Annotated in this window: 18 protein-coding genes and 1 pseudogene; 6 read left to right on the top strand and 13 right to left on the bottom strand. The window is 43.7% G+C overall.

Annotation, left to right across the window (positions count from 1 at the left end; genetic code table 11):
* Positions 1-449: 449 nt before the first annotated feature.
* Together ACU6U9_RS04870 and ACU6U9_RS04875 are read right to left on the bottom strand one after the other, a co-directional pair.
* Complete coding sequence (locus tag ACU6U9_RS04870) at positions 450-3605, bottom strand: efflux RND transporter permease subunit (RefSeq protein ID WP_446733936.1); 3156 nt, start codon at positions 3603-3605, stop codon at positions 450-452.
* A 2-nt stretch (positions 3606-3607) separates the two neighbouring features.
* Positions 3608-4849 carry an efflux RND transporter periplasmic adaptor subunit gene (locus ACU6U9_RS04875; protein ID WP_446733937.1) on the bottom strand — a complete coding sequence of 414 codons (1242 nt, stop codon included), beginning with the start codon at positions 4847-4849 and terminating at the stop codon, positions 3608-3610.
* 198 nt (positions 4850-5047) lie between these two features.
* On the opposite strand from ACU6U9_RS04875, the gene ACU6U9_RS04880 reads away from it, so the two are divergent.
* Positions 5048-5998 (top strand): LysR family transcriptional regulator, encoded by a 951-nt coding sequence (locus ACU6U9_RS04880; RefSeq protein ID WP_446733938.1) that lies wholly within the window; start codon positions 5048-5050, stop codon positions 5996-5998.
* Between the two features lie 66 nt (positions 5999-6064).
* Here the strand turns inward: ACU6U9_RS04880 and ACU6U9_RS04885 are convergent, their stop codons facing one another.
* The 6 genes from ACU6U9_RS04885 to ACU6U9_RS04910 all read right to left on the bottom strand — a co-directional run bounded on the left by ACU6U9_RS04885 (position 6065) and on the right by ACU6U9_RS04910 (position 11824).
* Complete coding sequence (locus tag ACU6U9_RS04885; RefSeq protein WP_446733939.1) at positions 6065-6862, bottom strand: oxidoreductase; 798 nt, start codon at positions 6860-6862, stop codon at positions 6065-6067.
* Position 6863: 1 nt separating this feature from the next.
* A complete protein-coding gene (locus ACU6U9_RS04890) occupies positions 6864-8225 on the bottom strand; it encodes an aldehyde dehydrogenase family protein (protein ID WP_446733940.1) in 1362 nt (453 codons plus the stop codon).
* Positions 8226-8347: 122 nt separating this feature from the next.
* Positions 8348-8653 (bottom strand): ArsR/SmtB family transcription factor, encoded by a 306-nt coding sequence (locus tag ACU6U9_RS04895; protein WP_446733941.1) that lies wholly within the window; start codon positions 8651-8653, stop codon positions 8348-8350.
* 262 nt (positions 8654-8915) lie between these two features.
* Positions 8916-10241: a cytochrome c oxidase accessory protein CcoG gene (ccoG, locus tag ACU6U9_RS04900; RefSeq protein ID WP_446733942.1), complete on the bottom strand. Its 1326-nt coding sequence runs from the start codon at positions 10239-10241 to the stop codon at positions 8916-8918.
* A gap of 136 nt (positions 10242-10377) precedes the next feature.
* Positions 10378-10953, bottom strand: coding sequence for a sigma 54-interacting transcriptional regulator (locus ACU6U9_RS04905; RefSeq protein ID WP_446733943.1), 576 nt, complete (start codon positions 10951-10953; stop codon positions 10378-10380).
* Positions 10916-11824, bottom strand: a complete 909-nt coding sequence (locus ACU6U9_RS04910) for a sigma 54-interacting transcriptional regulator (protein ID WP_446733944.1) — start codon at positions 11822-11824, stop codon at positions 10916-10918. Before ACU6U9_RS04910 ends, ACU6U9_RS04905 begins: the two co-directional genes overlap by 38 nt.
* Before the next feature lie 207 nt (positions 11825-12031).
* Here ACU6U9_RS04910 and ACU6U9_RS04915 point away from each other — a divergent pair, with 207 nt between their 5' ends.
* Entirely contained in the window at positions 12032-12913 is an 882-nt protein-coding gene (locus tag ACU6U9_RS04915) for a Dyp-type peroxidase (protein WP_446733945.1), read from the top strand.
* Positions 12914-12998: 85 nt separating this feature from the next.
* Here the strand turns inward: ACU6U9_RS04915 and ACU6U9_RS04920 are convergent, their stop codons facing one another.
* On the bottom strand, positions 12999-13277 hold the full coding sequence (locus ACU6U9_RS04920; RefSeq protein ID WP_446733946.1) for a hypothetical protein: 279 nt from the start codon (positions 13275-13277) through the stop codon (positions 12999-13001).
* A 140-nt stretch (positions 13278-13417) separates the two neighbouring features.
* Between ACU6U9_RS04920 and ACU6U9_RS04925 the strand changes: the two genes are divergently transcribed.
* Both ACU6U9_RS04925 and ACU6U9_RS04930 read left to right on the top strand, forming a co-directional pair.
* Complete coding sequence (locus tag ACU6U9_RS04925) at positions 13418-14329, top strand: LysR family transcriptional regulator (RefSeq protein WP_446733947.1); 912 nt, start codon at positions 13418-13420, stop codon at positions 14327-14329.
* A 115-nt stretch (positions 14330-14444) separates the two neighbouring features.
* Positions 14445-15275 carry a pirin family protein gene (locus ACU6U9_RS04930; RefSeq protein ID WP_446733948.1) on the top strand — a complete coding sequence of 277 codons (831 nt, stop codon included), beginning with the start codon at positions 14445-14447 and terminating at the stop codon, positions 15273-15275.
* 64 nt (positions 15276-15339) lie between these two features.
* Here ACU6U9_RS04930 and ACU6U9_RS04935 read toward each other — a convergent pair whose 3' ends face one another.
* The gene (locus ACU6U9_RS04935) at positions 15340-15537 is read right to left on the bottom strand and encodes a hypothetical protein (protein WP_446733949.1); all 198 of its coding nucleotides are present in this window, start codon (positions 15535-15537) and stop codon (positions 15340-15342) included.
* 166 nt (positions 15538-15703) lie between these two features.
* Between ACU6U9_RS04935 and ACU6U9_RS04940 the strand changes: the two genes are divergently transcribed.
* Positions 15704-16813, top strand: a complete 1110-nt coding sequence (locus ACU6U9_RS04940) for an ATP-NAD kinase family protein (RefSeq protein WP_446733950.1) — start codon at positions 15704-15706, stop codon at positions 16811-16813.
* A gap of 109 nt (positions 16814-16922) precedes the next feature.
* On the opposite strand, the gene ACU6U9_RS04945 is transcribed toward ACU6U9_RS04940, so the two are convergent.
* The 3 genes and pseudogenes from ACU6U9_RS04945 to ACU6U9_RS04955 form a co-directional block, all read right to left on the bottom strand.
* Positions 16923-17435, bottom strand: a complete 513-nt coding sequence (locus ACU6U9_RS04945) for a glycine cleavage system protein R (RefSeq protein WP_446733951.1) — start codon at positions 17433-17435, stop codon at positions 16923-16925.
* 134 nt (positions 17436-17569) lie between these two features.
* Entirely contained in the window at positions 17570-18598 is a 1029-nt protein-coding gene (locus ACU6U9_RS04950) for a methyl-accepting chemotaxis protein (RefSeq protein ID WP_446735056.1), read from the bottom strand.
* A gap of 189 nt (positions 18599-18787) precedes the next feature.
* Positions 18788-19117: pseudogene (locus ACU6U9_RS04955) on the bottom strand (PAS domain-containing protein); the annotation flags it as partial.
* 132 nt (positions 19118-19249) lie between these two features.
* Here ACU6U9_RS04955 and glpK point away from each other — a divergent pair.
* On the top strand, positions 19250-20728 hold the full coding sequence (glpK, locus tag ACU6U9_RS04960) for a glycerol kinase GlpK (RefSeq protein ID WP_446733952.1): 1479 nt from the start codon (positions 19250-19252) through the stop codon (positions 20726-20728).
* The last annotated feature ends 703 nt before the right edge of the window (positions 20729-21431 follow it).

A 21431-nucleotide genomic window follows, 5' to 3' on the forward strand; every position in this document is an offset into this window, starting at 1 on the left:
CTCATTGAGTTACCTGTGATTTTTATGTCGTGCCTGCTTTAGGCGCTTTATCACGGGTTAACCAATTAGACATTTAGCCAATTTGGTTATGTAAAAATAGCCGACGAATTATAGTTGAGATAAGCCTATAAATTAAGATAAGCCTAGACCCTTTTCGCCATAAATGCAGGTAATCTGGGTTATATTCGCTATTGATTTGGTGAATGTTGTTTGAATAGTAACCATTAGTCGTGAATAGGCTGATTTTTCAATCAAATGGGGGTCAAAACAGTGCCTGACCTCGAAAGGGTGGAATATTACAGGTTTGGTGAGAAATGCAAAAAAATGAAAGGTTTTGACGTATTTATTACATATTGCTTTGGTTCTATTGCACTCAAGGTAAATGAATACGGTGTATATCTATTGTTGAAAAACAATGACAGAGCGTACTCTGTCATTGTTTGTTTTTATTACGACATTGTTTCGTCGTGATCTGTTTTTTCTACATGATTTTTACGTAATAAGTAGTAAAAAACGGGTGTCAGTATAAGGCCAAAAATCGTCACGCCAATCATGCCGGAGAATACGGCCACGCCCATTGCTTGTCGCATTTCAGCGCCCGCACCCGATGAGAATACCATTGGCACCACACCCATAATGAACGCAAAAGACGTCATGAGTATTGGACGTAAACGCAAGCGGCCAGCTTCTTTTATGGCCTCAAGAGCGGTTGCGCCTTTATCTTGAAGTTCTTTTGCAAACTCCACGATCAGTATGGCGTTTTTGGTTGCGAGCCCCACCAAAACAATAAACCCGATTTGTGTGAATATATTGTTATCACCGCCCGATAGAATCACACCGGTTAATGCGGACAGTAGCGTCATAGGTACAATTAAAATAATAGCCAGCGGTAGCTTCATACTTTCGTACTGAGCGGCTAGTACCATAAATACCAGTAAGACCACCAGAGGGAAAATAATCAGCGCCGCGTTACCGGCTAAAATTTGCTGATACGTCAACTCTGTCCATTCGTAGGTCATGCCATTGGGCAGCGTTTCGGAGAGTATTTGCTCCATAGCGGCTCTTGCTTCACCTGTGCTTACGCCGGGTGCTGGTGAGGCGTTCACTTCAGCGGTGGTGAAGCCATTGTAATGCATAACTCTGTCTGGACCTGAGCTGTGGCGTACATCCATAAAGGAGCCAAGTGGAATCATTTCACCTTTATCGTTGCGTACTTTTAGCTGTGCAATTTGCTCGGGGTCCTGTCTGAATTGTTCATCGGCTTGCACGTTTACTTGGTAAGTGCGACCAAATTGATTGAAGTCATTCACATACGCGGAGCCTAGATACGCTTGCATGGTTTCAAATGCGGTATCGATTCGTACGCCTTGGCTTTTGGCTTTTGTTCGGTCCATGTCGACGTCAATTTGTGGCACGTTAACTTGGAAGCTCGTAAAGATGCCGGTCAAACTTGGGTGCCCCCAAGACTTTTGAATCACTTGTTGCGTGACGGCATACAGTGCTTCATAGCCCATATTATCTTTGTCTTGAATTTGCAGGCGGAAACCACCAATTGTGCCCAAACCAGAAACCGGTGGCGGTGGGAAGATGGCAATAAACGCATCCTGAATACTGCTGAATTGCCCATTTAATTGGCCTGCGATTGCACCCGCGGTTAAGTCGGGTGTGGTTCTTTCGTCAAACGGTTTTAACGTCACAAACACAATGCCGCTATTTGGGCTATTGGTAAAACCATTGATGCTTAAACCAGGAAAGGCAACCGCCGATTCTACGGCAGGGTGGTCCAGTGCAATGCTCGACATATCACGGATGACTTTCTCTGTGCGGTCCAGTGATGCGGCATCAGGCAGTTGCGCAAACGAAATCAAATACATTTTATCTTGGCCCGGTACATAGCCAGTTGGCGTTGTACTGAACTGGTTATACGTAATTGCCATTAAACCCGCATAAAAAACAAGCACGATACCGCTTAAGCGAACTAATTTACCGATGCCTTGTGTGTAGCCTTTGGCTGCACGGTTAAATAATCGGTTAAACGGTGCAAATACCCACTTGCCAAAAATGCGATCCATAACGCGAGTTAAGCGATCTTTAGGGGCGTCTTCGCCTTTTAATAATAATGCCGATAATGCAGGGCTCAGCGTTAACGAGTTAATCGCCGAAATAAACGTTGAGATCGTGATCGTCAGTGCAAACTGTTTATAAAACTGGCCGGTCAAACCTGACATAAAGGCAGTGGGAATAAATACCGCCGCAAGAACAAGCGTGGTCGCAATAATGGGCCCTGTCACTTCTTTCATGGCTTGGCGCGTCGCGGCAACGGGTTTTAAACCTTCTGCAATATTTCGTTCGACGTTTTCTACCACCACAATAGCGTCATCCACGACGATACCAATGGCCAGTACTAAACCAAATAACGAAAGGGCGTTAAGTGAAAAGCCTAACAAGTGCATGACAGCAAAGGTGCCGACCAATGAAATGGGAACAGCAACTAACGGAATAATAGACGCGCGCCAGTTTTGTAAAAATAAAACCACCACAAGCACCACTAATAATAATGCTTCAAATAATGTGTTTACAACGGCTTGAATCGAGCCACGAACAAATACAGTAGGGTCGTACACAATTGAATAGTCGACGCCTTCAGGGAACGTTTTTTTCAATTCAGCCATAGTGGCTCGCACGTCATCAGAAATTTGAATGGCGTTAGAGCCGGGCGCTTGGAAAATAGGCAATGCAACGGCTTGTTTGTTGTTAAGCAATGAACGCAGAGCATATGAATCGGCACCTAGCTCAATACGCGCCACATCGCGCAAGCGTGAAATCTCGCCGCTGTCGCCCACTTTAATAATGACGTCACCAAACTCTTCTGTGTTGGTTAAGCGGCCTTTCACATTAATTAATAGTTGATAGTCGTTACTGCCAGTAGGTTGTGCGCCAAGAACACCAGCTGCCGCTTGTTTATTTTGCTCGCGTAATGCCGCAACAATGTCACCTGGGTTTAAGTTTAGTGCGGCGACTTTTTCTGGGTCTAACCAAACACGCATGCTGAATTGACCTGCGCCAAATAATCCCGCTTCGCCCACGCCGTCAATACGAGCAAGCTCATCTTTGACGTTTAAGTTGGCATAGTTAGAAAGATACAACATGTCGTACCGATCATCGGGTGAGGTTAAATGCACCACCATGGTTAAATTAGGCGATGATTTTTTTGTAATAACCCCTAAGCGTTGAACTTCTTGAGGCAGACGAGGCAGCGCTCTAGCCACACGGTTTTGTACCAATACTTGTGCGTCATCTGGGTCAGTACCAATGGCAAACGTTACGGTTAATGACATGGCGCCATCAGAAGTGGCTTGTGATGACATGTAAATCATATCTTCGACGCCGTTGATGGCTTGCTCTAATGGCGATGCAACGGTATCTGCAATCACTTTTGGGTTAGCGCCGGGGTAAGCCGCTGTTACCACAACCGTGGGCGGCACCACTTCTGGGTATTCTGTAATGGGTAATTTCCAAACGGCTAGGGCGCCAGCAATGAAAATCAGTAAAGAAATAACAGCGGCAAAGATCGGCCGTTGTATGAAAAAATAGGAAAAGTTCATGGTTAGCCACCTACCACGTCATTGGCTGATTCATTCGTAAGCACTGTTAAACGCGCGGTCGTATCATCAACCCGTGATTGTTGTGCTTGCAGTAAGTCTAATGTTGCTTGGTCTGTCATAGGAACGACAGTCGGTGTGGTTGGTGAGCCTGGGCGAACACGCTGTAAACCGTTTACAACAATGCTTTCGTTTGGCGATAAACCCGATTTTATGATGCGCAAACCGTTTAGTTTTTCACCCATTTCAATCGCGCGATACTGCACGTTATTGTCTTTATCGAGCACCAATACAAATTTATTTTTAAGGTCGGTATTAATCGCTTTGTCATTAATCAAAATGCCTTCATAAGGTGCGCTACCAATAAGTTTAATGCGAGCAAATAACCCAGGAATAAAGTCGCCTTTGCTATTATCAAACACTGCACGGCCACGAATGGTACCGGTTGTTGGGTTAACTTGGTTGTCAATAAAATCGATGTAGCCTTCGTGCGGGTAATCGGTGTCATTGGCAAGAGACATGTAAACTGGGTTTTTTACATCTCGAGAGCTTGGGCGTGTGCCGTCTTTTGCGAGTTGCATGTACTTAAGAAACGTTTTTTCATCGGCATCAAAATAGGCGTAAACCTTATCGACAGATACGATGGTGGTTAGCAGTGTATTGCCCGCTGCTACTAAATTACCCTTGGTAATCATGGCCCGTGACACACGGCCAGAAATAGGCGCGGTAATTTTGGTGTAACCTAAGTTGAGTTTTGCCACTTCAAGCGCTGCCGATACTGAACGTAAACGGGCATTGGCTTGTTCTAAATCAGCTGCACGGCTATCAAATGTTTCAATTGAAATGGCGTTTTTACTGCTCAATTCGTTCGCGCGCTTGTAGCTGCTTTTTGCTAGTTTTAAGCGACTTTTTGCCTCTTCTAACTCGGCCGTTAGGCGTCTCACCTCGGCGCTAAATGGGCGGCTATCAATGTTAAATAGCACATCGCCTGCGTTAACAAGTGACCCTTCTTTAAATGCAATAGAATCAATAAAGCCAGAAACACGCGGGCGCAGTGATACGCTTTCTGGTGCTTCTAATCGACCCGTAAACTCATCCCATTCTGTAATACGCTGGTGGATAACCGGAGCAACAGAGACATTGGCGGCTGGTGGGGCGCTTTGAATTTGGGTTTCATCCCCACAGGCGCTGAGTAAGCTGAGGCTGCCAAGCAATAAGCTGGCTTTGACTATGTGGTTTAATCTCATGTGGAGATTCCTTAATTGAATTCAGGTCAGCAGGCTTTGACACCGGCTATTAAATAGATATATTTATATTTTGACACACAATTCATAATTTTTGAGTGATGATTTATGGAACACTGAATTCGAATTTGATTGGATTACGCTGCTGTGATCATGAATTAAGCTAAGTAGCGCCATTATCGGTGAGTAAGAGGGCAGTTTATGCGCCACCAAGAAATGAGTTTATTGATCATATTTGACGCCATCATGACAGAGGGCTCCATTACGCTGGCGGCTGATAGACTAGAGTTGACACAGCCTGCGGTCTCAAATGCGTTGTCTCGTATGCGCCAAGCGTGGAATGATGAACTCTTTATTAAAGACGGCCGAAATATTCAGCCTACGCTGTATGCACAAAATCTATGGCGACAAATTAAAAACCCTTTAAATGAGTTAGCTGAGGCCATCGACGGGGATGATTTTGATCCCAGTTCGTCAACCCGTACATTTAGGGTGTCAGCATCGGATACGATTATCGATACCGCTTGGGGGCCATTAAGAAAAATCATTGAGCAGCATGCACCCAATGTTAGCGTGCATGCGATTCCATTTACCATTACCAATGGCGCTCATTTATTGCACCAAGCAGAAGTGGATTTGGTCATCGGTGGTGTTTTAAAAAGTTGCAGTACTATATTAAGTGAATCGTTATACACGCCTTGTTACACCTGTGTTATGCGTAATGATCATCCGTTATTAGAAGGTGAATTTACGTTAGAGAAATTTGCAGCGGCCGATCATTTATTGGTGTCACTATCGGGAGATGCATCGGGCTTCACTGATGAAGAGCTTAGTTTGCATGGATTACACAGACGAGTGGCTATGACGGTGAATCATTTTTCGGCGGTGCCTAAGCTGATTAAAGAAAGTGATTTAATTGCCATCGTACCGTCAACAACGGTTGAAAAATCTATTTTTAATGGTGAAATTTCGGTATTAGAACCACCTATTCAAATCCCCCCTAAACACGTGAGTTGTTATTGGCATCAACGCCAAAATAACGATAAAGGTTTAATGTGGTTACGTGAAACCATAAGCGCCATTATTAAAGAGCATGCGGATGCGCACCTAGTCGAGTTAAAAGCTCGAATTTGTAATCAATGCTCTCACTAAAAAATACATTTTCAGCCCCGATTTTATTGATAAAAACGGAGCTGTATTGGTTATTTACAACATAATTTACAATTCAAATAATACATCGCTGCGAATGATGTATTTAATACCAGAATGTATTTCTTGTGAGCTATGCAAACGGTGAAGCGGGTGCATGCCATGGGGGAAGCACAATACGCCGCCAGTCGGTGTGCGTACATCCACGGTTTTTGTGCTGCCGTTGTATTTAGCTGGTAGCAAAGGATCGTCTTTGTTGACAATAAACTGGGTGTTACCACCTTCAAAATCTTCGGTTAAAAATATTAAAAAGGTCATCTGGCTAAAACGATCACCAAATGCATCGCCATGCAATTGCTCGTTAATGACTCGGCTGCCAGGCCAAGCACCATCTGTGTGAGTTTTGAAAAAATCCCCTTTTTTATAGCGATAAAAACGGAAGCGCCCATTTAATCCGAGTGCTTTAGAGCCGTTAAAAATATTTTGATCATCGGTAAAAAGAGGTTGGCAGCGTTGCCAAATGGTATCAATGGTGAGTTCATCTGCGACCCATGTGACATTGTCGTTGTGGCGAACATGACGGGGCAACGACACGGCGGCATCAGGTAAGTAGCCTAATGACTCTGTGATATTGATAAATTGTTGGCATTCTTCTTTGGTGAGTACATTTAATAATTGAAAAGCACCGGGCACTGCGTCAATGTCGATACGTTGTACATTGTTATGCAAATCTTGTTTTAATTGAGCCGGGTTTGCATCTCGATTAGCCCACGTTGGCAAGGCCGGGTGTTCGGCACCGGGCTCTTTCGCCACGACATAAAAAGACTCAGTATTAGTGGCATGATGTGTTTGGCTTTCTGTGTTCATGTTATTTCCCCACAACCGTTGTTTGTGCAAATTGACGATGGCCTTCGGCTGAGCCATGAAAACCAAAACCACTTTGTTTGGCGCCGACCCAAGGCGCATCCCCTGAGCCACCCGGGCCTTGATTGATACCGATCATGCCGGCTTCTAATTGTGCGGCGATGGCATCCACATTTTTATAACCAAATACCGCCGCGCCTAGTCCGTAATTTGAATCGTTGGCCAGTGCGATGGCGTCTTCAATATTTTTATAGCGTCCAATGGCCACAATGGGGCCAAAGGTTTCTTCTTGTGACATGACCATGTCTGGTGATAAATCGGCAATAACCGTTGGTTGAATAAAGGGCGCTGCATATTCGGCATGGCCTAATAAAATACGCGCGCCTTTTTCTTGTGCATCTTTAATATGGGCTAAAATATTTTGATGTTGCTTAGTGTTAATAATTGGGCCGATATTGACGTTTGGTTCATTCCAAGAACCGACTTGATACTGCCTCGCAATTTCAACAACTCGTTGTTCAAAACGTTCAGCAATGGTGTCATCAACATAGATGCGTTCGGTCGATGTACACATTTGCCCGGCATTTTCAAAGCTGCTGGCAACCGCAAAGCGAGCGGCTTGTTCTATATCGGCGTCAGCCATGACGATCATTGGGTCGTTGCCACCTAACTCCATCACTAATCGTTTTAATTGGGTTGCAGCGTGGGCCATAATGTCTTTGCCCGCTTTTTGTGAGCCCGTAAAGGCAATTAATTGCACATCACTCTCTACCAGCGTTTTGCCAGCGGTACCATCGCCATGAACAATATCGAACACACCCTCAGGTAGATGTGTTTTTAAATGTTCAAAAAAGGCTTGTGCGATCAAAGGGGTTTCTTCAGATGGTTTTAATACAACTGTGTTACCGGCCACCAGTGCTGGCACAATCAAGTTATTGGCCATCATAATTGGGTAGTTCCACGGTGAGATAACCGCCACAACACCCAGTGCCTTGTAATGTAAGGTTGTGCCACTGCCAAGCGATTTACTGCTCAAGGCTTTTTGTACGGAGTCTGCGTAGTAGCCACCGCTAAAAATAGCGCCTTCCACTTCGCCCATTGCACGGCGTAAATCTTTGCCCATTTCTTTGCTCAGCAATTCACTCAATTGATTTACATGGGGCTTAATGTGCGCGTAGGCGGCTTTGATTCTGCGTACTCGATCACCAACCGGTAGGGACTGCCATTGTTTTACGGCTTGTTGTGCGTTTGCCACTGTATTGTGGATATCAGAGGCACAGCTTATTGGCAACTGGCCAAGTATCTCGCCAGTACTTGGGTTAAAAGAGGTTAAAAATTCAGTGGTTTGATTGATTGTTTCCATCATGGCTTCCAGTTTCTAATGTGTAATTCTAATATTTAGATATCTATAAATTTCGATATTCAATGATCTAAAAAAACCTAAGTGAATGTCATCATCCGTAACTTAGGTTTCGTTTATATGTTTGATTAAAGCTCTGTTTTTAATGCGCTTAAAAAGCGCTGAATATTCGCTTCATCTCGTTGATAGTAAGTCCAAGCGCCGATTCTATTTGAGCGAACCATACCGGCTCGCTGCAATGCGGCTAAGTAGACAGATACCGTCGATTGAGAAAGCCCCGCTTTTTCTTGTATAATACTGACACAGACCCCTTCTTTGTCGGCATCAACCAATTGTTCAGCCACATCAAAGTTCGCTTTAGGGTTTTTGAGCCAGCGGACGATATCCATACGCAATGGGTTACCAAGCGCTTTGATCACTTCATTCAGATCCATTTCATCGTCTTATGATATTTAGAATTCTCGATATTACGATTTAGAGGTCGATTTGTCGAGACTTAGATGTCACGCAGGTATTTAGCAATGCGGTTAATGAGCAAAATATGGACGTTTACCAGCCAAAGAGCGATTCGCTTTTTTGGCTGGTAAGTGGCTGACGGGTGTTTATTAAAGGTTTCTTGGTGCGAAAAAGGTGCCCTCAAGGGCGTCTTGGATGACGCCATTGTGTTTGATTAAAATTTCAATGGATTGCTTACCTTCAATTGGGCATTCCACTTGGCAAGAAACCCCTGAGTGCTAAACCTGCCTTTTGCCCTGGAATGATGTGCAGCTCGTCGCTCCCTGAAATAAACAACCCTGGATGGTTTATTGCCACTGTAAACGCCGCAGTTTGCGCTGTTTTATTGAGAATGTTGAGCGTGAATGCATTGCTGACATTCAGTTCGCTATAAAAATATAAGTGGCCGCGGTCACGACTTAAATGAAATTCGTAATCGTCTTTTGTAAAAATTTGCATGGCAAACAAAGACACAGATACGGTTAGGGCCAACAAATAACCCCATAGGCGTGGTCGTTGTTTAGGTAGCCAGTTTTTCAGCTGTTCAAGTTTTGTCTGTGTGTTGGGAGTATTAGCGGCTTCGTTACTAAACTGAATAAGCCCTTTGGGTAAGCTTAAGTTGTCCATGATGCTGTCGCATGCGTCAATGCAGGCGCCGCAATCAATGCAGGCATATTGTAAGCCTTGACGAATATCGATACCCACAGGGCACACTTGCACGCATAGCTTGCAGTCAACACAATCACCTGTTGCACTGTTTTCAGACGTCGACTTTTTATGCTTACGCGGTTCACCGCGATCAACGTCATAACTGACTTTTAAGGTTTTTTTGTCAACCATGACCGATTGAAAGCGAGCATAAGGGCACATATGCAAACACACTTGCTCACGCAACCAGCCTGCGTTGATATAGGTCAGCAAGGTAAAAAAACATAACCAAAAAATAACTTCATGGTTGGCTGATGCCGTCACGATTTGTTGCCAAAGGCCCATGCCTGTTTCAAAGTAGGCCACGAAGGTAAACCCTGTAATAAAGGCAATCACGAGCCAAATAACATGCTTACTCAATAGAGCTGGCAGGTTGCGTTTTAAAAATGACTTTTTATGATCTTTGAGTCGTTTATTGCGTGAGCCTTCGGTTTTTTCTTCGACCCATGTAAATATCATGCTCCAAACCGTTTGTGGGCAACTAAAACCACACCAAATTCGACCTGCAATATTTGCCGCAATAAACAGCGCAAAAGCACTGCCCATGGCAAGCCAAGTCAGCATGAGTAGGTCATCTGGCCAAAAGGTTATACCAAATAAATGCAGCACATGTTTATCAAGATCCATCCATAATAATGGGGCATCATTGATCGTGAGCCATGGCGCAAGCAAAAACATAAAGATGAGCGGCGCGCTACTGAAGCGGCGGATAAGTTGATAACGTCCTTTTGCTAGACGTATGGCCTCATTGTGAAGTGTGGCATCAACAATAGGGCGGTCTTGGTCATCAAGGTTTGTAGTGGGAATGAGTTGGGACATACTGCTTTTTTCTCATCAAAAAGGGTTTATTCTGCTTACCCTTCAGCAAGGCGTGTTCCAACTACACAACCTTGATGGTACGGGGCCTGAACCGTTTTTGATGAGTAAAAGCGCGACATGTAGTCACGATATATCGTTACTTGGTAATTAAGCCCAGTTTTTTCATACGTGAGCGCAGTGTGCTGGCGGGTAGACCTAATAGGTGAGCGGCACCTTGTTCGCCTGCTATCTTGCCATTGCAGTATCGTAATGCGTGTTCAATATGTTGTGCTTCCGCTTGTTGCAATGAAACGGGTTTGTTTTGATTACAGGCGCTGCTTGCATGGGCGGTGTTGGAGTGCGGCATCGGCATTAAATGAAATAAACCGGTTTGGTGCAAAATGGCGCTGTGTTCAACCCAGTTTTGTAATTCACGAATATTGCCTGGCCAGTCATAATGGCTTGCCCATTTTAACGACGGCATGTGCAGGCCTTGATAGGGCTTGTTCATGTTTTGAAACGCTTTTTGCGCAAAGCCATTGATCAGCATGGGCAAGTCAGGTTTGCGTGCATTAAGTGAAGGGACATTAATTGCGAACACATTTAAGCGATAATATAGATCCATTCTAAACAAATTTTGGTCAACCGCTTGTTTTAAATCTTTATTACTGGCGGCAATAATTCGCACGTTTACTTTAATGGTTTGCGTGCCGCCGACTCGTTGCGAATTCACCTTCTTGTAGCACACGCAGTAATTTTACTTGTGCGTCCATGGGCAGTTCGCTGATCTCATCAAGAAACAGCGTGCCATTGTGTGCCAGTTCAAAGCGACCAATTCGGCGTTGAATCGCCCCAGTAAATGCGCCTTTTTCATGACCGAATAGTTCGCTATCAACCAGTCCTTGCGGGATCGCGCCGCAGTTGAGTTTGACCATGGCATGTTGGCTGTGGTTGCTTTGTTCGTGAATGGCGCGCGCCACAAGCTCTTTACCGGTACCGCTTTCGCCAAGTATTAAAATATTAGCAAGTGTCGGTGCCGCTAATGCAATTTGTTCTTTTAGGTGTTTGATGGGTTCGCTTTGACCAATGATTTCACTTAGAAAAACAGAATCGATTTCTTCTTGCAGATAATGATTTTCGGCTTGTAGTTTTTCTTTTAAAAAGCGGTTTTCAGTCAAGGCGTGTTTAAGGTTGTCTTCAATGCGTTTACGTTCGCTGATGTTTTTAAATACAACTACGGCCCCATGAATTTTATTGTCTAAAATAATGGGAGTTGCACTGTATTCAACTGAAAAGTGAGTGCCGTCTTTACACCAGAACACTTCGTTTTCTTTGGTACGGGTAATGCCATCTTGTAAGCATTGATAAATTGGGCACTCAGTTTGAGGGTAGTGGCTGCCGTCAGCATGACTGTGATGATGAAAACCATGGATACTTTTGCCGATTAAATCCTCATCGCACCAGCCGGTGAGCTTTTCAGCGGCTGGGTTGACGAATGTGGCGAAGCCATTTGCATCTAAGCCATAAACCCCTTCAGACATGGATTCCAGTATTGATTGGTAGCGCTCTATTAATGTTTGGGTATTGAAAGGTGGTGACGACATATCAAATAGCAATCAAAAAGAAAAACATATTAGTATTTTAGGTGATATTTAGCGAGTTTTGTAATGAATTGAGCAAATAGCAGTCGTTTTTACCAATAAACACACGGCTTGAGTGGTTTATAATAATGAAAGTTGCATTGGGCTAAATTTGCATTATTGTCGTATAGCTTTAAGTGTTATCGAATAAAAAGACGTAAGGATTAGATGATGGATTTGAGTATTGTACAAACGGGTATTTTTGATGATGTACCTTTACATGGCCGGTTTTTATTTTTTCAGTTACGTCATGGGGCTACAGGTGATGAAGTAAAACAGTGTTTAAAGGGGCTGGCCTCTCAAGTTGACGGCACTTCGGTTGTCATGGGGTTGGGTGACGCTACATTGAATGCACTCAATGTTGAGCATTTAGAATCATTGCACTTTCCTAGTTATGACACCCGTGGGGTACAAGTACCATCGACTCCTGCGGCCTTATGGCTATGGCTGCGAGGTAATGACTTAGGCGAAATGACATTGGCCGCACAATCATTACTCGCCACGGTAAAAGCAACGTATGAACTGGACAATGCCATTGATTCATTTAAATACAAAGATGGCCGAGATTTAACGGGTTATGAAGATGGTACTGAAAACCCGGAAGGGGATGAGGCCTTTGATGCTGCTTTTAGTCAGCAACCAGCGGGCGCTTCTTATGTGGCGGTTCAACAATGGCAGCATGATTTGGCGCATTTTAAAGCCCAAAGCCAAGATCATCAGGATGAGACCATTGGTCGTCGCTTAAGTGATAACAAAGAGATGGACGATGCACCAGAATCGGCTCACGTTAAGCGCACAGAGCAAGAAGCGTTTGATCCCGACACATTTTTGCTGCGCCGCTCTATGGCATACGGTGAAGGTGTAAATGCTGGTCTTGTCTTCCAGTCCTTTTCGTTTAGTACGCAATCGTATTCTAAAATGCTGGCTAAAATGGTGGGTGAAGAAGACGGTATTATAGACGCTTTGTTTAGCTTTACGCGTCCGGTGACGGGGGCGTTCTTTTGGTGCCCACCAATGAAGGATGGTCAGCCAGATTTATCCTCTATTTTTTAAGCAATTGAAAAGTGAATGCAAACAAAAAAGCCGATGATGCAAATCATCGGCTTTTCTTGTTTTTACACCATGGCGTTAATGATGCTTATTTGTTGCCCCAAATTTTTGCAACCGCGCGCTCATTGCCCAGTAAACCCACTACAAAGCACACCAGCGAGGCACATGAAAACACCACCACGGGTATTAAGAAGCCATACCCTTCACCGTTCCACGTAAATACACACACCAATACGGCCAGTAGGCTAAACAATGAGGCTACCGCCAGTAAAATGGTGCGTTGTGACGCTTTATAGTTGAAGGCATCATCGCCGGATTCAAATACAGTCAAGATAGGGGCGAATAGTGTTCTTAGGAATGCTTTCATGGCGTGATACTTCTGAATGTAAGGAGATTGTGGCTATTTTGCGCAAAAAACCATGAGGACACAATGGCTACAGACATTCACAGTTGCGTGTGGTTTGATTAATTCTATTAATCTTTACTTGCCTTTTATAGGTTTGGCTTATGAATGTGACCGTTAAACAACTGCGTATTTTTATTGAAGTGGCGCGTAAACGTTCCTTTGCGGCCGCGGCTAAACAGCTGCATTTAAGTCAGCCCGCGATTTCGTTAGCGATTCAGAATTTAGAGCAGCATATTGGCGGTAAGCTGTTTGATCGTAATACCCGCCACTTGGAATTAACCCCAGAAGGGCAGTTGTTTTATCCCACAGCAACCAACTTATTAACGCAATGGTCAGACGCATTAGAGGACGTAAATAATTTATTTACACTTCAGCGTGGCAAATTAAATATGGCGGTCATGCCATCGTTTGCCTCTAATGATTTACCTGACATTGCTGCCCTCTACCATAAGCAATACCCGCATATTAATTTAGCCATCAATAGTATTGTGATGGATGACGCCATTGAAAATGTACGCAAAGGGCGCTGTGAATTAGCGATTATGTTTGCTGGGCAAAACATGCAAGGGGTCGAATTTACGCCTTTATTCAGTGATCAATTTATGCTGATTTATGCGCAATCCTATGCATCTCAATTAGATGGCATAAGTGAATTAAATCGTCTGAAAACGTTATTAGGCTTACCCATGGTTGCTATGGATAAAGATTCGAGTGTACGTGGCTGGGTCGATGATGTTATTCAAACCTATGGCGTGCTGCCTAAGATTGTAGCCGAAGTGAATCAGCTAGAGACGCTGGGGCGGTTAGTTGCTAAGGGTATGGGCGTTGGGATTGTGCCGAGTTTATGCCGAGAACAAATGCAGTCTTTTGGTTTAATTATGCAACCTTTACCCGCAGAATTATTAACGCGCGAAGTGGGCATCGTCACGCCAATGAACCAAGGTTTATCAAGTGCAGGGCAAGCAATGATCAGTGTGTTGGCTGATTTTTATGCGCATAAAAAAAGTAAATAACAGCCCAGTGCCATGCAAATTTATGTATCAACCATTTCGATACATTACTGACAATTTATGAATCATTCTCTTAATCAATCTCCTTTACACTGAATTTAACATTGGAGATAAGCTCATGCGTACAATACAAACATTATTAAACCCTCAAGATGCCGTGGATGGTGCTGGCGTTAAAATCAAACGACACAGTACAGTACGACTGGGTTTAGCAGACCCATTTTTAATGCTGGATGAAATTCGCAGTGACGACCCTGATGATTTTATTGCTGGGTTTCCAGCACATCCTCACCGAGGTATTGAGACGCTCACGTATATGCGAGTGGGCGGCATTCGACACGAAGATAATATGGGCAATACTGGGCAAGTGCTGAGTGGCGGCGCGCAATGGATGCGTGCTGGGCGAGGGGTTATTCATGGTGAAATGCCGTTAAAAGAGCATGATAAAATGCACGGCTTTCAGCTTTGGATTAATCTAAATAGCCAAAACAAAATGATTGATCCGGATTACCGTGATGTGCCCAAAGAAGAGATTGTTCATGTTCAAACTAAGGATTACCTTGCCCATGCATTGGCGGGTAAGTGGTATTTGGGTTCTAAAACAGTCACAGGGCCTTTGGATCGACTTGAAGCAAACAGCGCCATATTGGATTTAGAGCTCAATGAGCAAGGCAGTTTTGAGCAGGATATTCCGGATAACCATCATTTAGTGGTGATGGTCTATGAGGGGGATATTCAAGTGGGCGATGATGAAATTAAGCGCCCACAAATGGCATTGTTTTCACAAACAGGCCCATTAACAATACGCTCAAATAATGGCGGTAAGGCGTTAATTTTACATGGCTTGCCACATAAAGAGCCTATTGTGAATTATGGGCCATTTGTGATGAACAGCGCTGCGGAGATTGAGCAAGCTATTCAGGATTACCAAAACGGGGTGCTGGCTTAGCCATTATTTAGTGATTATAAAAAAGGCACTAGCTGCCTTTTTTATGGGTTCAATTTTTTGGTTGCTACTGGAAAGGTGAGTCTTGTGGCTCAGATTTGTGTACCCAGCGAATATCCATCCCAATAATCGTCGTGGTCACGAGTAAGATTGCGCCGATGGCATAATGCTGAACTTGTACCGTAATAAAAACAGTACCGGCAAAAAGAAAGATAAATAAAAGTGTAAATATGGCTAACATAGCCTTTTTGTGTCCACTGCCCATGGGAGTTCCTATTTATTTTTAGAGTTGTTAAGTGACTAATATACCTAGGTGTTCATGTTTGTAAGGTAAAAAATTGTAATGAATATGTAATCGAATTGTTTAGTGATTATTACGCAATGTTCGATAAATCCAGTATTATAGCGTCCAAATATTAGGTGGATGTAACATGTTTAAGCTGGGTCTGATTATTAATCCCTTGGCCGGTCTAGGGGGCAGCGTTGCGCTGAAAGGCAGTGACAACATGGCTGAGCAGGCGTTGGCGATGGGCGCGAAAGCCAAGGCCGGTTTGCGAACCATGACGGCGTTGTCTGTTTTAGATGACCTTCGTGATCAGATTAGTGTGTTTACGTGCCCAGCGGACATGGGTGAAAACGTCATGCGTGAATTAGGCTGGGAACATACGTTAGTTGGTATACCGTATACGCAGACATCCTGCGCACAAGATACAAAAAATGCGGCAATAGCACTTAAAGAGCTGGGCATGGACCTAATTGTGTTTGCTGGTGGTGATGGCACCGCCCGCGATGTATGTGAAGTGATCGAAGATGCCTGCCCTGTGTTGGGTATTCCTGCTGGTGTGAAAATACACAGTGGTGTGTATGGCATTACCCCACGTGCTTCTGGTGAAGTGATTCGGTTGTTGGTCACAGGTCAGCTGGTGGATTTGAAGTCGCAAGATGTGCGAGATATTGACGAAGATGCATTTCGTAATAATCAGGTAAAAGCGAAACTGTATGGCGAAATGATGGTGCCTCAAGCAGGGCAATATGTTCAATCGGTTAAGCAGGGCGGCATTGAACAAGAAGAATTAGTATTAGATGATTTAGCGGCTTACCTTGCTCAAGAACTTGAACCAGACGTGCTCTATTTGGTCGGTTCAGGCAAAACCACACAGCACTTTATGAATTATCTGCATCAGCCTAATACGCTGTTAGGCGTTGATGCCATGCTAAACGAAGAAGTGATTGCTGGTGATGTGAATGAACAGCAAATTTTAGCATTACTTGAACAGCACCCCGATGCGCGCATCATGGTGAGTGTGATTGGTGGTCAAGGTCATGTATTTGGTCGAGGTAATCAACAGCTCAGCAGTGAAGTGATTAGAAAAATAGGGCGAGAAAATTTAATTATTTTATCGACTAAAACCAAATTATCACAATTAGAAGGGCGCCCACTGATTGCCGATACCTCAGATGTGGCGCTAGATACATCATTAGCAGGGCATATTGAAGTGGTAACGGGTTATCAAGATATTGTGCTGTACCCAATACAATAAATTCATAATGGCAGATAAGCGTTAAACAAAAGAATAGTTAAAACGGGCACAAAAAAAGGAAGGCATCGCCTTCCTTTTTATATTGAGCTGGTCGTTTGTTAGGTCTTTATTAGACCTTGGCTATTTCAACCATTAACTCGTTGCTGAGTTTTTCAAGTACATCACGTACGTCATCAAAATCAACGGATTCAGGAATATGCACACGTGCTTTGGTTTTGAACAGTGGCTCTGCACTCATGGCAGCACTTTCAAATTGGGTGTTTAATTCTAAAACGTTCACGGCAAGCGCGGATAATACTTGAGCCACATCTTTTACGATGCCAGGGCGGTCGTTACCAATAATACTGAGTTTTGCGTTGGCTTGGCTATCTTGTGCTTTATCATTTGAATATTCAGTATTGATGATCCAGCCAGATTGCTTTAATGCATTTAATGCACGTTCTAAACCTGCGACGTTTTGTTCGGTGATTTGTACTTTTACGATACCCGCAAATTTGCCGGCGAGTTGTGTCATGCGGCTTTCTAGCCAGTTACCCTGGTTGTCTTTAATGATGCCTGACAGGGTATCAATAATACCTGGGCGATCGTTGGTCATGATGCTGATAATAAAAAATGAAGACACTGGGCTACCTCTTATTTTAATTTGGCGATAACCACACTATATCTTAGGGATTGATTTGATGAAAGCCAGTGCTCTGCAAGCCCTATGAAAGCGCTTGTTATTTAGCAGTAAGAAGCGGCCTGTTCTTAAGCCAATTAGCGAAAGCGCTCGATAATATTGAACTGTTCATCCACTAATTTGGTTACTTTGTTTGCGGCCGCTTTTGAGCTTTTAGCGCTTTTCGTATTGTCTTGTGCGCTTTGGCTGATGATCTCCATGTGTTTGCTGATTTCTTCAGACCCTAAGCGCTGCTCTTTAACGGCTTGACTAATCGTGTTCATTTGTTGATTGATGTGCTCAACACTATTACGCACCTCTTCAAGGGTGGAGTAGGTTTTTTGAATTTGGTCAGCATTGTCAGCGGCTTGTTCTCGGGATTTATCCATGACCTCTGTAGCGCCTTGTGCGCCATGACGTAATTGATCAACAATGCGTCGAATTTCTTCTGTAGATTCTGATGTTCTGTTTGCTAATGTTCGTACTTCGTCGGCTACAACGGCAAACCCACGACCTTGTTCACCGGCGCGTGCCGCTTCAATAGCGGCGTTTAATGCGAGCAAATTGGTTTGTTCGGCAATGGCCTGAATCACCTCAAGAAAACTGTGAATAGATTCTGAGTGTTCTGCTAAGTTTTGCACATTACCGCTGGCTTCATTAATCGTATGCACCATTGTTTCCAGTGTGCTTTTGGCTTTTTGCATTTGGCGTTCGCTGGTGTGAGTATCGCTCTTGGCTTTTTCTGTTTGCTCGGCGGTTTCGGTAACGGAGTCTGATATTGAATCAAATTGAGTGGTGACTTCTTGAAAGGCAGCGGCGAACATCGTGGCGGCATCAAGTTGCTCGGTGAGTTTGATTAGGCTGCTTTGAGCTGCATTGTGGCTGATATTACTGGCTTCTTGAATCGGGCTGCAGGTGTCTTGGATTCGCTCTCTTAGCGTCACAAGTTGGCTCTGCATATGATCAAATGCCATGAGTATTTCGCCCACATCATCGTTGCGTCCTGTATAGATGTAGGCCGCTAACGGATCGCGTGTAATGGTGCGTGCTTTTTTAAGCACTTTTTTTAGATTGCGTAAGGCTTTGCCTTGCACAAACGCTAAAGCGGCCACTGGAATCAATGCCATGAGAGGGGAGAAAAAGTGAGTGATGGCAATGGCTGTTAAGCCTAATAACACACTGAAAACTTGGGCTAACGGTAGACTACGTATTTTGTCTTTAGAAGGAAGGGCGGACTTCCCTTTGTTTAAACGACTGTAGACTTTTTCGGCCCGCTCTACTGATTCTTTGGTTGGCTTGTAACGAACCGATTCATAGCCAACGATTTCACCGTTTTCTTTCACTGGGGTAATGAAGGCGTCCACCCAGTAATAGTCACCATTTTTACAACGGTTTTTGACAATGCCTTTCCATTGCCTGCCTTTTTTGAGGTAGTCCCATGCTTGCTTGAAGGCGGCGCCTGGCATATCTGGGTGGCGTACAATGTTATGGCTAGATTTGACTAATTCTTCTTCTGTAAATCCACTGACATTAAGAAAATCTTGATTAACATGTTCAATTTGCCCCTTTAAATTAGTAGACGATATGATGCGCTCGCGGCTCTCGACTACTCGTTCATTATTTGTAATGGGCAGATTTTTTTTCATAGGGAATTCACTAAGCTTAATCCGTTATGGCTTCTGATTTTAAGATTAGCTTAAAATTGCTAAAGTGAAATGTAAAATTGTCAGGCATAATGGCAGCCTAATTTGTCCATAATAATAATATTAGGCATTTCCATGAGTCAGTTTATTCTCGCTATTGATCAAGGTACCACCAGTTCCCGCGCCATTGTATTTGATGCAAAAGGCAAAATAGTCGTCCAAGTACAGGAAGAGTTCCCTCAGCATTTTCCTCAGTCTGGTTGGGTTGAGCATAACCCAGAAGATATTATTGAATCGGTGCTATCTGTTTGCAAAGGCGCTTTAGCCAAAGCGAATTTAATGGCCGCGGATATTGCCAGTATCGGCATTACCAATCAGCGTGAAACCACCGTGGTGTGGGACAAGCAAAGTGGTGAACCGATTTATCCCGCTATCGTATGGCAGGACAGACGCACAGCCGATTTATGCTCGCAGTTAAAACATGAAGGCCTAGAAGACAAAATTAATGATAAAACCGGTTTGTTATTGGATCCGTATTTTTCAGCGACCAAAATCAAATGGATTTTAGATAACGTGGATGGTGCGCTAAATCGGGCGCAAAAAGGTGAGCTGGCATTTGGCACCATTGATACGTTTATTTTATGGCGTTTAACGGGTGAGCATAAAACCGATGTAACCAATGCGTCACGCACGTTGCTGTGCAATATTCATGATTTAGTATGGGATGATGAGTTACTGTCTATTTTTGATATCCCAAAATCCATGCTGCCCACCATTCATGCTTCAAGTTGTGATTTTGGCCAAACCCGTGCCGATATATTCGGCTCGCCCATTCATGTGGGCGGTATTGCCGGTGATCAACAAGCAGCACTAATAGGACAAGCATGTTTTAAAGATGGTATGGCGAAAAGCACATATGGAACCGGCTGTTTTTTAATGCTCAATACCGGTGCTACACCGCGTAAAAGCCAGCATCGTTTATTAACAACTGTTGCGTACCAAATTGGTGATGTGACCCATTATGCTTTAGAGGGCAGTATTTTTATGGCCGGTGCGACCATTCAATGGATTCGTGACGGCTTAAAGTTGATTCAACATGCCAGTGAAACGTTGGACATGGCACAATCTGTTGGGGCCAATAACCAAGTGTACCTAGTCCCTGCGTTTACCGGATTAGGCGCGCCTTATTGGGACCCACATGCGCGTGGTGCAATTATGGGTTTAACCCGTGATACGGGTATTGCGGAGATTGTGACCGCAGGTCTGCAAAGTGTGTGTTATCAAACTCGTGATTTATTAGAGGCCATGAAAAAAGATGAAGCCATGCCAACTAACTTAAGAGTCGATGGCGGCATGGTAGTGAATGATTGGGTGGTGCAATTTTTATCCGATATTCTGGATTTGCCCATCGAGCGTCCTGTCATTACAGAAACAACTGCCTTGGGTGCCGCGTTTTTAGCTGGTTTAAGCAGCGGTGTCTTTAGCAGTATTGAGGAAGTGTGTCATCTTTGGCAGGAGCAAACTCAGTTCGAGCCAGTCATGGCCGATGATGAGCGAGATAAACTGTATAGCGGTTGGCTCGATACAGTCTCTAGAGTGCGTACCAGCGAATAAAAAGATTGCACTAAAACGTTAAGGCCCGTGAATGATTCGACGGGCCTTGAATAATAAATTGTATTTCGAATCGACTAGCGCGTTTAAATTATCTTTCACTTTGTGATCTAAGTTTTTATTATCATTAACTTCTAGTGCATTTCCTTTGCCGTTTATTTCTTTAACATCGACACCGTATAAACCATTATCGATAATGTTTGCCGTTTTTAGTGCGGCATCTAATACGGCTTTTGGTGCCTCAAAAGTGTGCGGTGTTTCAAAACCAGCTCAAAAGAAACGCTTAGCTGTATGATTATAAATTTACTAATGGTTACGGGTCATTAGATATACCGATGTGCCAATTAAAATCAGTGAATAAATATTCTGACACTAATAAAAATGTGCTGACTTAAAATAGTTTATCTAATTTAAGTTTGAGTTCTTGTGGTCTGATACTTTATATACGTTTTTCCCATGTTTTCCGTTTTTGTTGCTAAGCGATAGTTGTGGTGATCAGTGGTCGTTTTTTTATGAATAAACAATGCATTGTAATTGGCTAATTTTTTATTTCATCTTTGCTAGCCTTTGTGCATTAATGCCATGTTTCTCCGCCGCGTTAATAAAGTTTTTAATGGCTTATTTTATGACTAGGGGGTACTTTTTCGACAATGCTATATAGTTTCTATTTAATCGCACCATAGTGAATAAAAGTTGTCGTTAGTAT

The organism is Pseudomonas sp. HK3 (assembly GCF_052920985.1).

What these genes read in the sequence shown, in the direction of transcription:
- ACU6U9_RS04870 (WP_446733936.1), bottom strand. Translation starts at nt 3,605, where the DNA reads ATGAACTTTTCCTATTTTTTCATACAACGGCCGATCTTTGCCGCTGTT.
- ACU6U9_RS04875 (WP_446733937.1), bottom strand. Translation starts at nt 4,849, where the DNA reads ATGAGATTAAACCACATAGTCAAAGCCAGCTTATTGCTTGGCAGCCTC.
- ACU6U9_RS04880 (WP_446733938.1), top strand. Translation starts at nt 5,048, where the DNA reads ATGCGCCACCAAGAAATGAGTTTATTGATCATATTTGACGCCATCATG.
- ACU6U9_RS04885 (WP_446733939.1), bottom strand. Translation starts at nt 6,862, where the DNA reads ATGAACACAGAAAGCCAAACACATCATGCCACTAATACTGAGTCTTTT.
- ACU6U9_RS04890 (WP_446733940.1), bottom strand. Translation starts at nt 8,225, where the DNA reads ATGATGGAAACAATCAATCAAACCACTGAATTTTTAACCTCTTTTAAC.
- ACU6U9_RS04895 (WP_446733941.1), bottom strand. Translation starts at nt 8,653, where the DNA reads ATGGATCTGAATGAAGTGATCAAAGCGCTTGGTAACCCATTGCGTATG.
- ccoG (WP_446733942.1), bottom strand. Translation starts at nt 10,241, where the DNA reads ATGTCCCAACTCATTCCCACTACAAACCTTGATGACCAAGACCGCCCT.
- ACU6U9_RS04910 (WP_446733944.1), bottom strand. Translation starts at nt 11,824, where the DNA reads ATGTCGTCACCACCTTTCAATACCCAAACATTAATAGAGCGCTACCAA.
- ACU6U9_RS04915 (WP_446733945.1), top strand. Translation starts at nt 12,032, where the DNA reads ATGGATTTGAGTATTGTACAAACGGGTATTTTTGATGATGTACCTTTA.
- ACU6U9_RS04920 (WP_446733946.1), bottom strand. Translation starts at nt 13,277, where the DNA reads ATGAAAGCATTCCTAAGAACACTATTCGCCCCTATCTTGACTGTATTT.
- ACU6U9_RS04925 (WP_446733947.1), top strand. Translation starts at nt 13,418, where the DNA reads ATGAATGTGACCGTTAAACAACTGCGTATTTTTATTGAAGTGGCGCGT.
- ACU6U9_RS04930 (WP_446733948.1), top strand. Translation starts at nt 14,445, where the DNA reads ATGCGTACAATACAAACATTATTAAACCCTCAAGATGCCGTGGATGGT.
- ACU6U9_RS04935 (WP_446733949.1), bottom strand. Translation starts at nt 15,537, where the DNA reads ATGGGCAGTGGACACAAAAAGGCTATGTTAGCCATATTTACACTTTTA.
- ACU6U9_RS04940 (WP_446733950.1), top strand. Translation starts at nt 15,704, where the DNA reads ATGTTTAAGCTGGGTCTGATTATTAATCCCTTGGCCGGTCTAGGGGGC.
- ACU6U9_RS04950 (WP_446735056.1), bottom strand. Translation starts at nt 18,598, where the DNA reads ATGGCATTGATTCCAGTGGCCGCTTTAGCGTTTGTGCAAGGCAAAGCC.
- glpK (WP_446733952.1), top strand. Translation starts at nt 19,250, where the DNA reads ATGAGTCAGTTTATTCTCGCTATTGATCAAGGTACCACCAGTTCCCGC.